This is a genomic window from Shewanella baltica, assembly GCF_900456975.1.
In the GTDB taxonomy this organism is placed as follows: domain Bacteria; phylum Pseudomonadota; class Gammaproteobacteria; order Enterobacterales; family Shewanellaceae; genus Shewanella; species Shewanella baltica.
Genome location: NZ_UGYM01000002.1, coordinates 561,772 through 577,055 on the forward strand (window position 1 = coordinate 561,772; position 15,284 = coordinate 577,055).

The 15,284-nt window shown below is 47.2% G+C and carries 14 protein-coding genes; 8 read left to right on the forward strand and 6 right to left on the reverse strand.

The features are described from left to right. Nucleotides 1-475 precede the first annotated feature (475 nt). The 6 genes from brnQ (at nucleotide 476) to DYH48_RS02535 (ending at nucleotide 6,391) form a co-directional block, all read left to right on the forward strand. A complete protein-coding gene (gene brnQ / locus DYH48_RS02510; RefSeq protein WP_006084009.1) occupies nucleotides 476-1,888 on the forward strand; it encodes a branched-chain amino acid transport system II carrier protein in 1,413 nt (470 codons plus the stop codon). Between the two features lie 114 nt (nucleotides 1,889-2,002). Then, nucleotides 2,003-2,905: a site-specific tyrosine recombinase XerD gene (gene xerD, locus DYH48_RS02515; RefSeq protein WP_006080351.1), complete on the forward strand. Its 903-nt coding sequence runs from the start codon at nucleotides 2,003-2,005 to the stop codon at nucleotides 2,903-2,905. A 140-nt stretch (nucleotides 2,906-3,045) separates the two neighbouring features. Next, nucleotides 3,046-3,771: a bifunctional protein-disulfide isomerase/oxidoreductase DsbC gene (dsbC, locus tag DYH48_RS02520; RefSeq protein WP_011845933.1), complete on the forward strand. Its 726-nt coding sequence runs from the start codon at nucleotides 3,046-3,048 to the stop codon at nucleotides 3,769-3,771. A 94-nt stretch (nucleotides 3,772-3,865) separates the two neighbouring features. Beyond that, nucleotides 3,866-5,590 carry a single-stranded-DNA-specific exonuclease RecJ gene (gene recJ / locus DYH48_RS02525; protein ID WP_115333964.1) on the forward strand — a complete coding sequence of 575 codons (1,725 nt, stop codon included), beginning with the start codon at nucleotides 3,866-3,868 and terminating at the stop codon, nucleotides 5,588-5,590. Between the two features lie 83 nt (nucleotides 5,591-5,673). Continuing rightward, nucleotides 5,674-6,096 carry a GNAT family N-acetyltransferase gene (locus DYH48_RS02530; protein ID WP_115333965.1) on the forward strand — a complete coding sequence of 141 codons (423 nt, stop codon included), beginning with the start codon at nucleotides 5,674-5,676 and terminating at the stop codon, nucleotides 6,094-6,096. A gap of 52 nt (nucleotides 6,097-6,148) precedes the next feature. Next, on the forward strand, nucleotides 6,149-6,391 hold the full coding sequence (locus tag DYH48_RS02535; protein WP_115333966.1) for a DUF4287 domain-containing protein: 243 nt from the start codon (nucleotides 6,149-6,151) through the stop codon (nucleotides 6,389-6,391). Nucleotides 6,392-6,653: 262 nt separating this feature from the next. On the opposite strand, the gene ahpF is transcribed toward DYH48_RS02535, so the two are convergent. Together ahpF and ahpC are read right to left on the reverse strand one after the other, a co-directional pair. Then, a complete protein-coding gene (gene ahpF, locus DYH48_RS02545; protein WP_115333968.1) occupies nucleotides 6,654-8,240 on the reverse strand; it encodes an alkyl hydroperoxide reductase subunit F in 1,587 nt (528 codons plus the stop codon). A gap of 161 nt (nucleotides 8,241-8,401) precedes the next feature. After that, on the reverse strand, nucleotides 8,402-8,971 hold the full coding sequence (ahpC, locus tag DYH48_RS02550) for an alkyl hydroperoxide reductase subunit C (protein WP_006080359.1): 570 nt from the start codon (nucleotides 8,969-8,971) through the stop codon (nucleotides 8,402-8,404). Nucleotides 8,972-9,498: 527 nt separating this feature from the next. On the opposite strand from ahpC, the gene DYH48_RS02555 reads away from it, so the two are divergent. After that, nucleotides 9,499-10,257: an IS5-like element ISSod6 family transposase gene (locus tag DYH48_RS02555; RefSeq protein ID WP_087486575.1), complete on the forward strand. Its 759-nt coding sequence runs from the start codon at nucleotides 9,499-9,501 to the stop codon at nucleotides 10,255-10,257. 191 nt (nucleotides 10,258-10,448) lie between these two features. Here the strand turns inward: DYH48_RS02555 and DYH48_RS02560 are convergent, their stop codons facing one another. Next, nucleotides 10,449-11,981, reverse strand: coding sequence for a leucyl aminopeptidase (locus DYH48_RS02560; protein WP_115333969.1), 1,533 nt, complete (start codon nucleotides 11,979-11,981; stop codon nucleotides 10,449-10,451). Between the two features lie 89 nt (nucleotides 11,982-12,070). Beyond that, entirely contained in the window at nucleotides 12,071-12,814 is a 744-nt protein-coding gene (locus tag DYH48_RS02565) for a spermidine synthase (RefSeq protein WP_037390879.1), read from the reverse strand. Between the two features lie 106 nt (nucleotides 12,815-12,920). Here DYH48_RS02565 and DYH48_RS02570 point away from each other — a divergent pair, with 106 nt between their 5' ends. After that, the gene (locus DYH48_RS02570; protein ID WP_006080363.1) at nucleotides 12,921-13,466 is read left to right on the forward strand and encodes a mechanosensitive ion channel family protein; all 546 of its coding nucleotides are present in this window, start codon (nucleotides 12,921-12,923) and stop codon (nucleotides 13,464-13,466) included. Nucleotides 13,467-13,706: 240 nt separating this feature from the next. Here the strand turns inward: DYH48_RS02570 and DYH48_RS02575 are convergent, their stop codons facing one another. Together DYH48_RS02575 and DYH48_RS02580 are read right to left on the reverse strand one after the other, a co-directional pair. Next, nucleotides 13,707-14,483: a PepSY domain-containing protein gene (locus DYH48_RS02575; RefSeq protein ID WP_115333970.1), complete on the reverse strand. Its 777-nt coding sequence runs from the start codon at nucleotides 14,481-14,483 to the stop codon at nucleotides 13,707-13,709. Further along, the gene (locus tag DYH48_RS02580; protein WP_115333971.1) at nucleotides 14,480-15,145 is read right to left on the reverse strand and encodes a peptidase; all 666 of its coding nucleotides are present in this window, start codon (nucleotides 15,143-15,145) and stop codon (nucleotides 14,480-14,482) included. The genes DYH48_RS02575 and DYH48_RS02580 overlap by 4 nt, the downstream gene beginning before the upstream one ends. Nucleotides 15,146-15,284: the final 139 nt, after the last annotated feature.

Genomic DNA, 15,284 nt, shown 5'->3' on the forward strand with positions numbered 1-15,284 from the left:
GTATTCTAATTCTAGCCCTCGTTTTTAGCCAATGCTTTTAAACAGAAGATGTTGCGCTAGATGTATGAATTTGTGTCGGCATAAGATTTTATTTTTTACGGCGCAACACAGATTTTACTTAATTAACGCTTTATTTTATTGCCTTAGAAACCTTTTCTTAGCAGTTAATTAGCATTATTTCGCTTTTTTTATCCTAACGGTCTTGTTGTCTTGTATTGGTGCTTTAAGTCTGGTATTAGTTTCGCCCCCATTTTTAATCACTTTTATGATTAACGGATAGGTAAACGAGTTTGGTGGTGAATTAGTAGTCAGTACGGCTGCACAAAAGTTTGTCATAGATTATAAACTCGACAGATATCGAACATATTTACCACGGAATTGTGTAAACAAAGATTTGCACTCCGGATGGGCTTTGTTTTAGCTATGGCTAATCGACACATAATCACTTAAGTTTGTAAAAAAACAATAAGACAAGATGGGGCTTCCAGTGCAAGACAATCAGATGAGTATCGCAGATACATTGGGCTTAGGTTTTATGACCTTCGCATTCTTTTTAGGGGCAGGTAACCTAATTTTTCCACCGTTCGCGGGAATGTTAGCGGGCGGTAATATGCCCCTCGCCATGTTGGGTTTTTTGATTACCGCCGTAGGTTTACCTTTAGTTGGACTGATTGCTGTCGCTAAGGCTCAAGGTAAGGTTATGGCTATGCTGCCAGTATTTGCAGCAACGACATTGGCTATCGCGATTTATATCATTATCGGCCCTGCGTTTGCTGCGCCGCGTACCGGTTTAGTGGCTTACGAGATTGGCGCTAAGCCCTTTATCGATGACACCACGGCCACATTTTTACTGGGCAGTTTAGAACTGAATCTGTCGCAACTGCTATACACCATGTGTTTCTTCACTGTCACTATGTTATTAGCGCTTTTCCCTGGCAAGCTGCTCGATAGCGTAGGTAAAGTATTAACGCCTATTTTATTGATCTTGTTAGTTGGATTGGCTGCATCTGTGATGTTTTTACCCGCATCCGAAGTGGGCCAAGCCGTAGGCGATTATCAAAACCATCCGCTGACCAAAGGTATTTTGGAAGGCTACAACACTATGGATACGTTAGCGTCCTTGATGTTTGGTATGCTGATTATCGATATCCTGCGCAAAAAGGGGATTGATCAACCGAGTGCTCAAACTAAATATCTGATCCGCGCCGCCTTTATTGCTGCCGCTGGTTTAGCCTTTGTGTATGTGTCGCTGTTCTTTTTAGGTGCGACCGCAGGCGATATCGCCATCGGTGCTAAAAATGGCGGCGAGATCTTAACAAACTATGTGACCCGTGAATTTGGTGATTTAGGCTCAGTCTTACTGTCATCGGTCGTGACCTTAGCTTGTTTAACCACAGCGGTCGGTCTTGTAAGTGCATGTTCAGAGTTCTTCAATGAGCTGATGCCTAAACTGTCTTACCGTTTCCTAGTGATCTTCTTAAGCGTGATTTGTGCTGTGATTGCTAACGTGGGTCTTACGCAGCTTATCGCCATCAGTATTCCTGTGTTAATGACGATTTATCCTGTGGCAATCGCCTTAGTGGTCATCACTTTCTTGACCGCTTACTTTGCGAATCCGCAGTTTGCACACCGTGCAGTACTGAGCGTGGCACTGTTTTTCGGCATCTTCGATGGCCTTAAAGTGGCGGCAAGCAGCCTGACTGGCGCTGATGGTCAAGCGGTGAATGGCTTAGCACAGGGCTTTATCCATGTCGTGGATGTGATGTCTCCCGTGTTATCTAAGCTGCCACTCTATGAAGAAGGCATGGCTTGGTTACTGCCAACGATTGCAACCATAGTACTGTGTTTAGTGTTCGGTCGTGGTCGTGATCAAACGGCTGCTGCTTAAGCCTTGTACTCGCGTTTTTACGCGGGACTCAGTTAAGCTGATGTAGGCTTAAATGTAGTTAAGTTAATATCAACGGCGTATCATTTGATGACGCCGTTTTTTTATGGAGTTTTTGTGCCTAAGACATATCAGCCCGATCCGCTCATTGATGTTTTTCTTGATGATCTCTGGTCGAGCAAGGGACTGAGTGACAACACCTTATCGGCCTATCGCACCGATTTGCGCCATTTTGATCGTTATCAAGCTCAGCAAGGGGTAACGCTGCTTGCGGTTTCTCAGGCCGATGTCAGGGCGTATTTAGCCTTTAGAGTTGAGCAGGATTTTGCGCGCACCAGTAGCGCTCGGCTGCTCAGCAGTTTACGGCGTTTCTATACCTATTTAGTGCAGACCAAGCAGATTTCAGCCGATCCTATGGCCCTAGTTGAGTCGCCTAAATTAACCCGCCATTTACCCGATTCATTGAGTGAATCGCAGGTCGATCGCTTGTTGTCTGAGCCCAATGTGGAAGATGCCGTCGAATGTCGCGACAAAGCCATGCTAGAGCTGTTGTATGCGACAGGCTTGAGGGTGAGCGAGCTCGTTGGCTTGACGATGGAGCAGATGAGCCTGCGCCAAGGCTTAGTGCGCATTGTGGGTAAGGGCGGCAAAGAGCGTCTTGTGCCGCTGGGTGAATTAGCGATTACCGAGGTCGAGAGCTACATGAAGTTTGCGCGCCAAGAGTTGCTCGGCAATAAACAGTCCGATGTGGTGTTTCCGTCAAAACGCGGGCAGATGATGACGCGGCAAACCTTTTGGCATCGGATTAAGCTGTATGCCCTGCGTGCTGGGATTGAAACCGCATTATCACCGCACACATTGCGCCATGCTTTTGCTACCCATTTGCTCAATCACGGTGCCGATCTGCGGGTGGTGCAATTGCTGTTAGGCCATAGCGACCTGTCAACCACGCAGATTTATACCCATGTGGCGCGGGCAAGGTTGCAGGAATTGCATCAACAGCATCATCCAAGAGGCTGAAAAAGGATTTAGTTACAGCATAAATTTGCTTTCCGCGCGGCTTGTCTGTAACTTTTTGCCACCATACGGGGTCTATTAAGTATATCGCGTTTGAACGACCCCAAAATCTCCTCGTCGAGACCCAATTTATAGGATGTCACATGAAGTTAACCCGAGCATTATCTTTAATTTTTGCCCTTGTTGTAGCTCCTCTTGCTAACGCCGCAACAGCGACCTCGCCAGATACAGCTGCTATTAAGCAAAAACTGACTGAGATGTTGGATGTTGAAGTCATTTCTATGCAGGATTCGCCGATTGAGGGTTTGTATCAAGCCATGACCAACCGCGGCGTGCTCTATATTAGTCGTGATGGTTCAAAACTGTTCCACGGCAGTTTGTATGACCTAGATAAAGGCATGAAAAACTTAACTGAAGCGGCATTAGCTGGCCCACGTTTAGAAATGATGAAGCCGCTTGAAGACCATATGTTGGTTTACAAAGCTAAAAATGAAAAACATGTGGTCACTGTATTTACTGACGTCAGCTGTGGTTATTGCCGTAAATTGCACAGCCAAATGGCCGATTACAACAAGCTTGGCATTACCGTGCGTTACTTAGCCTTCCCGCGTGCGGGCGTGCCGTCAGCCAACGCCGACGAAATGCAAGCCATCTGGTGTGCTAAAGATCCATTAAAAGCCATGACAGACGCTAAAGCGGGCAGCAAAGTGGCAGCAGCAACATGCGATGCTAAAATTGCCGAGCAATATGCTTTAGGCACCACCTTTGGTGTGAATGGTACGCCGGCAATCGTGTTAGAAGATGGCAATATGATCCCAGGTTATCAACCCCCTGCGGACTTATTACGCACCTTAGAAGCGCGTCAGTAACAGTCAGAATAGTAAAATTTATCCCACTAAAGGTGAGCTTAAGGCTCACCTTTTTGTTATCTTATCGCCACGATTTCATGAGAGTTTGAGTCCCTTGATCCATAAGATAGTCCGTCGCCCAACCGTTGATGATAGCCATTTACCCGCTCATCTTTCGCCGCTATTGAAGCAGCTTTACGCTCGCCGCGGTGCGCTCACCCACGAATGCGAACTTGTCCTTAAGGGTCTATTAAGACCTGAAACCATGAAAGGCTTACCCGAAGCTGCGGCGCTAATTGCCGATGCCATGCTGGCGAATAAGTCGATTCTGATCGTCGGTGATTTTGATGCCGATGGCGCGACCTCAACCAGCGTATGTATGTTGGCGCTACGGATGATGGGCGCGGTGAAAGTGGATTATTTGATCCCCAATCGCTTCGATTACGGCTACGGTTTAAGCCCTGAAATTGTTGCGGTTGCGGCGTCTAAACAGGCTGAAATGCTGATCACTGTCGATAACGGTATTTCATCGATTGATGGCGTTGCTGCGGCCAAAGCCTTTGGTATGCAAGTGGTGATTACCGACCATCATTTACCCGGCCATGAGTTACCTGCTGCCGATGCGATAGTGAATCCGAATCAACCCGATTGCCCCTTTGCGAGTAAATCGATTGCCGGTGTCGGTGTCGCCTTTTATTTGATGACAGCATTAAGGGCTGAACTGCGAACGCGAAACTGGTATCAAACGCGCGGTATTGCTGAGCCTAATCTCGGCACGCTGCTCGATATCGTAGCCCTTGGCACCGTTGCCGATGTGGTATCGCTGGATGCCAATAATCGCATTTTAGTCGAAGCGGGTTTGCAGCGCGTGCGAGCGGGCCGCTGCCGTGTGGGGATTACCGCACTGCTTGAAGTGGCGAAGCGAAATCCTGCGCGCATTGTTGCATCTGATTTTGGTTTTGCCGTGGGTCCGAGGCTTAATGCCGCAGGCCGGCTCGATGAAATGGCGCTAGGGGTCGAAACCTTACTCTGTGAAGACATGATGTACGCGCGGCGTATGGCGGCCGAGCTCGATGGGTTAAACCAAGAGCGTCGTGAGCTGGAAGTCGGCATGCAGCAGGAAGCCTTAAAAAGTCTCGAGCACTTAAAGCTCAACGAAGACGAGCTACCTTGGGGCATTGCGCTATTTCAAGAGGATTGGCACCAAGGCGTCATTGGTATTTTGGCCTCGCGCATTAAAGACAAATACCACAGACCCGTGATCGCCTTTGCCGATGCCGGCAATGGTCAAATTAAAGGCTCGGCGCGTTCGATCAAAGGCTTGCACATGCGCGACCTACTCGAGCTGGTCAACACGCGCCACCCAGGGCTGATTATCAAGTTTGGCGGTCATGCAATGGCGGCGGGCTTATCACTCAAGGCGGGCAGTTTTGCGACATTTGCCAAAGCCTATGATGATGCGGTGCGTGAACTGCTCAAACCTGAACTGCTAACTGGCGAGCTGTGGTCCGATGGTGAACTCACTCCCACGGAACTGAATCTTGAGATGGCCCAGTTACTGCGCAATGCCGGGCCTTGGGGACAAGCCTTTGAAGAGCCACTGTTTGATGGCTATTTTACGATAGTGCAGCAACGCCTCGTCGGCGAGCGTCACCTTAAGCTCGTGCTCGAAACTCAGTGCGGCACTGTGATGCTCGATGCGATTGCTTTTAATGTGGATTTACACACTTGGCCCGATGCGACCATTCACCATGCTCGTATCGTTTATAAGCTTGATGTGAATGAGTATCGCGGTAATTTCTCGCTGCAACTCATGGTTGAGCAGATTGAAGCTATGTAGTTGCTGTAATGAATAACGTGGTTATAGCCTAGATATTGAATGCCAAATGCTGCACTTAATTGGTGATAAAAGGGAGTTGAGTCATGCCGACATATAGTGTGAGTTGTGATCAAGCAGAAATGGATTTTGAGGTTATTCATGGTTTTATCAGTAACAGCTATTGGGCGCAGGGCATGCCAAAGGCATTGTTGCGTAAAGCGCTAGCCAATAGCCTGTGTTTTGCTGTGCTTGATAGTGAAGCTAAGCAAGTGGCCTTTGGCCGCTTAATCACAGATAAAGCCACCTTTGCTTACCTTGCCGATGTGTTTGTACTTGAGTCGCACCGTGGCTTAGGCTTAAGTAAGTTAATGATGACATCAATTATGGAACATCCTGATTTACAGGGATTAAGGCGGATAATGCTCGCCACCCGCTATGCCCATGGACTCTACGCCCAGTTTGGTTTTAACGCGGTCGATACGCCTGAAACCTTAATGCAAATTCGGCTTGAGAACCCCTACCTTTAGGCTAGATTTTATTGACGTAAATTCTATAAATATCAAGATAAGGACATCTGTTATGACAGGAAATACTCACCCAACGACAGTAGCTGATAGCGTAAAAGTGAAAGGCCCCGCATCATATTTCCCTTCTATCGAGAAAACCTATGGTCAGCCGATCGCCCACTGGCTAACGCTTTTGCAAGGTCTCGAAGGTAAAAAACATATGGAAATGGTGGCTTGGCTTAAGAGTGAACATCAACTCGGTCATGGGCATGCCAATGCGCTGGTGGCGTATTTTATTAACGAAAAAAGTCGATAGCAGTACCTAACATGACACCATTACAATATGCCTATCTTGCCAGTTTTATGGTTTCCTCCGCTTTTTTGAATTGGTTACTTGAGGGGCAAGTGCTTTGGGTGAGACTACTTTGCTTAATCTTGTTGTTTTCAACCTTCGTATTTGCCAGTTTATTCCATAGTTTAAAGCGTTCGATAAACTCACAAGACTCGATATAAATTCTCTTAAAAACAAGAAGCCAGCTTGCGCTGGCTTCTTAGCTTATGCGGTTAATGTTTAAAGATTAAGCCGCTTTTATATCTGTGGTTTTCGTTTCGGCGGTTTCTTCATCGCTGTGGCGAATGAGGTAATCAAATGCACCCAGTGATGCGGTCGCGCCGCTGCCCATGGCAATGATAATTTGCTTAAACGGCGTGTCAGTGACATCGCCTGCCGCAAATACTCCAGGGATGGATGTTTGACCGCGGGCATCGACAATGATTTCCCCACGTGGCGTCAGTTCAACCACACCTTTTAGCCACTCGGTATTCGGCACTAGCCCAATCTGTACGAAGATACCTGCAAGTGCGACATGGTGACTCTCGCCTGTTGCTCTGTCTGTGTAGTTCAGGCCATTAACCCGAGTGCCATCGCCAGTCACTTCTGTGGTCATGGCTTGGGTAATAATCTTGATGTTACCCATAGACGCCGCTTTACGTTGCAGTACATCGTCGGCGCGTAGGGTTTTATCAAACTCCAGCACAGTGACATGTTCTACTATGTTGGCAAGGTCGATAGCTGCTTCGATACCTGAGTTACCGCCGCCAATCACCGCCACACGTTTGCCTTTAAATAACGGGCCATCGCAATGTGGGCAGTAAGCGACACCTTTGCCGCGGTATTCTTTCTCGCCGGGGACGTTCATTTCACGCCAGCGTGCACCTGTGGCTAACAATACGGTACGGCTACGTAATTTAGCGCCACTTGCCAGTTCAAGCTCGAACAAGCCATCTGTTGATAACGACACTGCCTTTTGGTTGTCCATGATGTCGACTTCGTAGTCTCGTACATGGGCTTCAAGGTTTGCCACTAGCTTGGGACCTTCGGTCGCTTTGACCGAAATAAAGTTCTCGATACCAACCGTTTCAGCGACTTGGCCGCCAAATTTGTCGGCAACAATACCTGTGCGAAGGCCTTTACGTGCTGCATAAATAGCTGCCGCTGCGCCGGCTGGGCCGCCGCCCACCACTAAGACTTCGAATGGGGCTTTTTCATTAATTTCATCGGCCTTGCGGCTTGCGGTATTGGTGTCCAGTTTATTGAGGATCTCGCCAATGCTGATACGACCGGCTGCAAACACTTCGCCATTTAAGTAGACAGAAGGCACGGCCATAATGTTACGGCTCGCCACTTCGTCTTGGAATAGGGCGCCGTCGATCATCACGTTGGTGATATTCGGGTTAATCGCCGCCATCATGTTCAGTGCCTGTACTACGTCTGGGCAGTTTTGGCAGGTCAGTGAGACGTAAGTTTCAAAGGCATATTTGCCCGGCAGATTGCGGATCTGCTCGATAATGTCATCGCTGAGTTTGATTGGGTGTCCACCCGTGTGCAGTAAGGCCAACACAAGTGAGGTAAATTCGTGACCCATAGGCAGACCAGCAAAGCTGATTTGCGTATTAAGTTGTGGGTTTATCACTGTCATCGCCGGGGTGCGTTCGCCCTGAGTTTCTTTCAGGCTCACCAGAGAAGATAGGCTGACAATGTCTTGCGCTAAGCTTTTTAATTCTTGAGACTTTTTGCTCTCATCTGCAGACACGACAAGTTCAACTGGTCTCTTGAGGTTTTGCAGATAGGTTTGCAGTTGATTTTTTAAATTCGCATCTAACATGTGATGACTCCAAAATCGCGTAAAAGGGAGAGATAAGGGGGCCAGTCTAGGCCCTTGCAGGGGCGGGCTTAATCCTTTGCTGCGTGGCGCTACAACTGTGTTGGCTGTAACGCCAATCAGCTTGGGACGCTAGACTGGCGGGGTTGACGCTTTGGGCTAAATTAGATTTTGCCAACTAGGTCTAAAGACGGTGCTAATGTGTCGTCACCTGGTTGCCATTTAGCTGGGCAAACTTCGCCATCGTGAGTCGCAACATATTGAGCTGCTTGAATTTTACGAACTAGCTCTTGAGCGCTACGGCCGATGCCTAAATCGTGAACTTCGCTGACCTTGATTTGGCCTTCTGGGTTAATCACGAAAGTACCACGCAGTGCTAAACCGTCTTCTTCAATCATCACGCCGAAGTTACGGCTGATGGTGCCTGTAGGGTCAGCCAGCATTGGGAAGTTGATCTTCTTGATGGTGTCTGACGTGTCATGCCACGCTTTGTGAGTGAAGTGAGTGTCAGTTGATACTGAGTAAACTTCAACGCCCATGCCTTTCAGCTGCTCGTAGTAATCAGCCATGTCGCCTAATTCAGTTGGGCAAACAAAGGTGAAGTCAGCAGGGTAGAAGAATACAACTGACCATTTACCTAACAGGTCTTGTTCCGTTACTGGAACGAACTCACCATTGTGATACGCAGTGGCTTTGAATGGTTTGATTGTGCTGTTGATAATTGATTGAGTCATTTTATGCTTCCATTTAGTTGATGATTGCTTAAGTTCATAACGAGGACATTTGCTTGCGTCCTGTCGATGTGAAGCATATTACCGACTCGCTTAAAATTAAGATAACGGATAAAAACTATTATCCTAATCGATTAAATCGAATGCTAATGCGATTCGGTCGGACTCAATCGGTTTTTCCACAGCAGCTGCGGACTTGGTGTGATTGGGGTTGGATCTGGATTGTATGCGATGACTTTTCAGTGGATAGGTTGAGCTAAATCTCAGGCATAAAAAAGGGATATCAATGATATCCCTTAAATATAAATTCAATTAAAACAAGGCCGCGTTGCGAATGCAGAGGTGTTCGGCAAGTGAGCTGTGATTACTTAACCTGAACTCGGGATAACGAGTGTCGAAAAATCTAAATTTAACAAAACTAAATCAATGCTATAAATGATTAGGGTCTGTTGATCTTTCGAGAGTGATTTTTAGACAGCATGGCAAGACGTTATAATTTGCTTCGCCAAAAGTAACCATAACCTCAAGCCATGCCAAGACTTATGCTAACCGATGCACGCTGGGAAAAGCTATTTCATTTAATGAAAAGCACAGGCCGTGTTTATGACAAACCTGAACATAGACAAACATTCGAAGGTATTCTTTACCGGCTTAGAACAGGTATCCCTTGGCGAGATTTACCTAAAGAGTTCGGTCATTGGAGCACGGTCTTTAGACGGTTTCATTTATGGTCTAAGAAAGGCGTTCTAGCACATTTATTCAAGGCCTTAGCCAACCTTGCTGATATAGAATGGGTCTTTATTGATGGCTCGATAGTGCGGGCTCACCAGCACAGTGCAGGTGCAGCGACGCTAAATAATGAGAGTATTGGTAAAAGTCGAGGCGGTAATTCAACCAAAATTCACTTAGCCGTCGACAGCGGAGGATTACCGATTTATTTCGAATTATCAGAAGGCCAAAAACACGATATTACACACGCCCCCAGCTTAATTGAACACCTGAAGCAGGTTGATACCGTCATTGCAGATAAAGGTTATGACAGCGATGCATTTCGTGAACTTATCGCAAATAAAGGCGGGAAATCTGTTATTCCAAGGCGCCGCTATAAGAATACACCTCAAGAAAGAGTCGATTGGTGCTTATATCGGTATCGACATTTAGTGGAGAATGCTTTTGGAAGAATTAAACATTATCGAGCAATATCAACAAGGTATGACAAGCTAGCAAGAAATTACGCCAGTATGGTGTCACTGGCGTTTATGTTAATGTGGCTGCCGATGTATTGCTGAACACCATTTGTACAGCAAAGATCAACAGACCCTAGTTTGAAAAGAAAAATCTATTTCCTGACTGAATGCGCAGATTTTTGCGCATATCAAGGCGCTCTGTCGTACGCCATAGCGAGCTATGGTTAGACAGAGCAACGCAGAGAGGCCCGAAAAGATGCCTATTCAGCGGCTCTGCTTATCCCGAGCTCAGGTTACTTAGCTTTAGATTGAGTTAACCAAGTGCTGAGTAAGCGTACGCCGTAACCTGTGGCGCCCGCAGGAACAACGGCGGTATCGGTGGCGGTTAAGGCATTACCCGCGATATCGAGATGTGCCCAAGGCTGTTCGCCCGCAAAGCGTTTTAAGAACATGGCCGCAGAGGAAGCGCCTGCGCTGCCTTCTTTTCCGGTGTTTTTCAGATCCGCGATAGTGGATTTAAGCTCATCATCGTAGGCTTGATCTAAGGGTAGACGCCACACTTTCTCGCCAACCTGTTGTCCCGCATAGGTTAACTGCTGAACCAAGGTTTCTGAGTCGGTAAACAATCCCGCATATACGCTGCCGAGTGCGCCGACTTTAGATCCCGTTAAGGTCGCGACATCCACTATGATGGAAGGCTTATAGTTTTCTCTGGCATACCAGAGGCCATCGGCCAGCACTAAGCGACCTTCTGCATCGGTATTGAGCACTTCAACGGTTAGCCCTTGGGCAGTTTTAATCACGTCCCCAGGGATCATTGCGTGGCCAGAGATCATGTTCTCCGCCATTGGCATAATCGCGACTACGTTGACTGGCGCCTTTTGGAGTGCCATGGCTTTAATGGTGCCGAGCACAGTGGCTGCGCCCGCCATGTCTGACTTCATCCGTGCGATAGAAGTGCCCGTCGCCTTAATGTTGTAACCGCCAGAGTCGAAGGTGATACCTTTACCGACCAGTGCGATTGGCGCATCTTTGCTGCCCGGCCAATGGGCAACCACTAACTTAGGTGGGCGTTCGCTGCCTTTACCCACTGCCGCCAAGGCGCCCAGTTGTAGGCGTTCGATATCTTTGGCTTCTAATACTGTGACTTTAACGCCGAGGGATTTGAGTTTTCTCGCCTCATTGGCAAAGCTGTCTGGATACATAATGCCTGCGGGCGCATTTGTGAGATCGCGCGCTAAAAACACGCCAGCTTCAACCGCTTGCAGATTTTTATGGTGTTTCTGGTTGCCACTTAAATCATCGACGGCGATTTGGTAGTTCTTCTCGGCATGGGTACTCGCCTTGAACTGAGTGTAACGATAGCTGCGCAGTTCAATACCGTGGGCCAACTCTGAGGCAAATAACGGCGCGGCCGTTAAACCTTGAGTGAGTACGCGTACTGTAGCTTGGGGAACCGTATCGAGTTTGGCTGCAATATTGCCACCGATTGTATTGATATCACCGGGCGTTAGGTTTTTTGCATCGCCAATGCCGACCAGTAAAACCCGCTTAGCATCGATTTCACTCGGCACTAAAATCTCGAGGATTTCACCTTGCTTACCGGAAAAGCTGTTATCTGCCGTCGCTAGGTTTAATTGGTCTTGGGTCGACTGAGGTAAAAAATCGATCCCATAGGTAGTAGCATCAGCGCTTTGGAATAGCACTAATGTATCTGAATTCAGTGAGCTACGAGTGTCAAAACTAAAAATCTCGGCGTTAGCATTGAGAGAGTTAAGGCACGCCAGAGCCATAACGCTTAACATAAATTTGTGCTTATTTTTCATGGTGACAGCTCATATCATAGGAGTGTGAGAAGAATATCAAAGCTCAGCCTTAGGGTTAACTAATTTAAGCTATTTTGCTGATATTAATATTAAATCCAAGGCCCAAAGCGTGTCAGTGATCGCTCAAGGGCAAAACCCAATTGTTGCGACAAAGATTGAGCCTGACTTTTCAGGGCCGACGTGCCTAAAAGCTGTGGCGATTGGCTCGCAAATATCACCCAATTACCGCCGCCAGTGAGGCAAGCATTCACATGGGCAAAGTGTTGTTGTAAGTCGGCTAATAATTCGCGATTTTGGCTATGTTCTTTCCAGCAGTTCAGCACTAAATAACCGTTGGGTTTAATGAGGTTAGTGCATTGCTCAAGGAATACTGGCGAAAGCTGTCCCGTTTCAACGCCTTTGGCTGTGTAGATATCGGCAAAAATCACATCGACTTTTTTATGATCGCCTGCGGCCAAAAAGGCGATGGCATCATCATTGATAAGATTGAGCTTTTTACCTATCGGCAGTTGAAAATAGCGCTTAGCTAACTCAATCACCGCGGGGCGTAATTCCACCGCCGTCAACTTTATTGCCGCGTCGAAATTGCGCAGAGAATGGATAATCGAGCCGCCGCCTAAACCTAAAACGATGGCGCTCTTAGGCTTACAAAACAGCAAAACCAACAACATGGCTTGCACATAAGTGTGCTGGGGAATATGGGGCGCAGCCTTGAGGATTTTACTCTGCTCGTCGTTATCCCCAAAGGACAGGATCCGTGAGTCGTCGTAATCGATTACGCGGATTGGGCCTAGTGCGTCTTGGGTTTCATGTAAGAGGGTAGAATCGGCCATATTGGATTTATTACTCGGTTTAGCTGTTTGGCTCGCTTGCACAGGCTATAACTGCTCGCGCAAAAAAGTTAGAATTCAGACAGTTTTAGTTAATTGAGCCGCTATTATGACAAATCAAATCCTGCTTGCCTGTATTTATCTTGCAGTGTTTCTCTTTTTACAGCGCGCCTTAACCCATTGGGTGAGAAAACTGGCGCAAATGAAGCAAGTGAGTGTGGCGCGGACCAGTTTAGTCACCCGTTTTATTTCCTATGTGATGTTTTTTATTACCTTGTCACTGATGGCGGTCTCGCTTGGGCTGGGCTATCAAGATGTGTCGCTATTTGTGTCATCTGCCTTCGCTGTGATGGGCGTAGCATTAGTCGCTCAGTGGTCAATATTGAGTAACTTAACTGCAGGCGTGCTGATCTTTTTCGTGTTTCCCTATCGTATCGGCGAGCGTATTCGAGTGGTTGATAAGGATGAAGATATTAGCGGCGTGATCATCGAAATTGCGTTATTCCATGTGCTGATCCATCGCGATAATGGCGATACTATTACTTATCCCAATAACTTGATGCTGCAAAAGGCAGTGTTAAAGCTCGCCGATCAGACTCCCTTGGCCGAACGTCAGGCGTTACTCGAAGGCAAGAAGAAGTTTGATCCTGAGTAGTGTATATAACGAAGCCGCAGTGTATTGATTATCGAGCTGTGTTGAGTGCTCGCGGGCGCTTAGTCCTATTATCGTGTCATTAGGTGTGTTTGCTTACGTACTCTTGACTAACAAATAGCGGCTGGCTAATAAATAGCAACTGACTAACCAATAGCGGTGCACGATGAGATGAAATCGCTTTTGCCGTTCTAGCCACTTAACTAACGCTTAAATAGCACTTAACTAACACCTGACTAAGACTCAACTCAGGCTTAATCGATAGCGCTTGAGTACAAGATTCTCAACAACCCAATACAGGCCAGATAGAGATAGCAACAAGGTCAGTATGCCAAACAGCCAGCTAAAGGGGTTGTTGAAGCTGCCTTGATTGAGGTAATCCATAAAGTGCAATTTAAACATCAAGTCGGCGATGTCTGTGTGGTCATTTTTATGGCCAACTAATTCGCCATTAACCGCATTGATGTAAATCCGCGTCGACAGGTCATCATCCATACCTATTTGCCACAGTGAATTGCACTGGGTTGGCCATTCGCTAATGGGGGCTGAGATTTGCTTAACTTGGCTAATCTTGCCCGGCCCGGTGTAACTTTCAAGCGCCAGTTGTTGCGCGCTTTGTTTATCAATAAGTAAGACATTGCCTGTATAAGCATCAATCAAGGTTTGCTGTTGGCACTGGTGTGCATAGCCCTGCACCTTTGCATCGAGTACATAAACGGGCTTACCTGCGATCGCCACTAATGTCAGGCTTTCTACTTGAGTGTGCTTCGCTAGTAAGGGGGCGATATCCACAAGCTTTTGTGGCTCAAACGCTTGCCTTTGCGGCTCAGGATGATGGCTCTGTTGGTACTCCATTCCCTTGAGTTCATCATGGGGCGTTAAATTGAAATAGACCCCAGTAACAAGCCAAAGTAGCAGTTGAATGCTAACTATGGCACCGAGCCAATAGTGAGCGATTTTGACCCAACGTTTGAAGCGTTTACTTTGAGGCTTAGGCTTAAGTTTAAGATTCGGTATCATCTCAGATACCTCCTTCTGCGCTGCCAAAGTAAAACGAAGCCAGCTAATACAGCCACAATAGAGACTAGAGCCGTGCTCAGTAGTAGAAGATTGTCGATGGCTTCACCTTCGTCGTAATCCATAATGTGCCATTTCCAAAAGAGATCGAATAAACGCCAATAGTCATGTCTGCGCGTGACTAACTCTCCCGTTGTCGCTGATAGGTAAAGGCTTGTAGCAGCGCTATCGTTAAAATCCATTCTCCAAACGGGCAAGTATCGCGGCGCTAATTCCGCAGGGGCGATATCGGTGAGCAGGGTTGCACTAACAAGCTTAGCCTCGACGGCTAAAGACCCGTGATGCTGATAGTTTGAAGCTATCATTCGGGCTTGTTTCTCCGTTATTGAAGGCAATAACTCACCCGAATCAGCGTTCACGAGAATGGACTTATCGTTCAGTTTAATCCGGTAGTAGAGGGTATCAGTGACTGAGGTTAACGCGATTGCTTGAGCCTTGGGGAAACGTTCATAAACTGCTGCCATTGGGTAATGGATCTGGCTGGGATCGATATGCTGGAAGTATTGTTCTTTAATATGATCGCCACGGATAAACCCAAGATCCATTAAGACGAAATAGCTGCCGGTGACTGACCAGATCCCAATCGGCAGTACCAGCAATAGCATCAACCATCTGTGCAGAAAGTGCGCCGATGAGACTCGTTTAAGTGTGTTAACCCGCTTCAAGTTGATGACTCACCTTTTATTTTGAGAACTAATTTAGCCAGCTTGCTTAAGGGGGGGGCAGCCCCCTTAAGCCCAAAGC

Excerpts from the sequence above, each read along its gene's own strand:
- DYH48_RS02575 (WP_115333970.1), bottom strand. The coding sequence starts at position 14,483 with ATGATACCGAATCTTAAACTTAAGCCTAAGCCTCAAAGTAAACGCTTC.
- DYH48_RS02560 (WP_115333969.1), bottom strand. The coding sequence starts at position 11,981 with ATGAAAAATAAGCACAAATTTATGTTAAGCGTTATGGCTCTGGCGTGC.
- ahpC (WP_006080359.1), bottom strand. The coding sequence starts at position 8,971 with ATGACTCAATCAATTATCAACAGCACAATCAAACCATTCAAAGCCACT.
- DYH48_RS02565 (WP_037390879.1), bottom strand. The coding sequence starts at position 12,814 with ATGGCCGATTCTACCCTCTTACATGAAACCCAAGACGCACTAGGCCCA.
- dsbC (WP_011845933.1), top strand. The coding sequence starts at position 3,046 with ATGAAGTTAACCCGAGCATTATCTTTAATTTTTGCCCTTGTTGTAGCT.
- DYH48_RS02555 (WP_087486575.1), top strand. The coding sequence starts at position 9,499 with ATGCCAAGACTTATGCTAACCGATGCACGCTGGGAAAAGCTATTTCAT.
- DYH48_RS02535 (WP_115333966.1), top strand. The coding sequence starts at position 6,149 with ATGACAGGAAATACTCACCCAACGACAGTAGCTGATAGCGTAAAAGTG.
- DYH48_RS02580 (WP_115333971.1), bottom strand. The coding sequence starts at position 15,145 with ATGCTATTGCTGGTACTGCCGATTGGGATCTGGTCAGTCACCGGCAGC.
- brnQ (WP_006084009.1), top strand. The coding sequence starts at position 476 with ATGGGGCTTCCAGTGCAAGACAATCAGATGAGTATCGCAGATACATTG.
- ahpF (WP_115333968.1), bottom strand. The coding sequence starts at position 8,240 with ATGTTAGATGCGAATTTAAAAAATCAACTGCAAACCTATCTGCAAAAC.
- DYH48_RS02530 (WP_115333965.1), top strand. The coding sequence starts at position 5,674 with ATGCCGACATATAGTGTGAGTTGTGATCAAGCAGAAATGGATTTTGAG.
- DYH48_RS02570 (WP_006080363.1), top strand. The coding sequence starts at position 12,921 with ATGACAAATCAAATCCTGCTTGCCTGTATTTATCTTGCAGTGTTTCTC.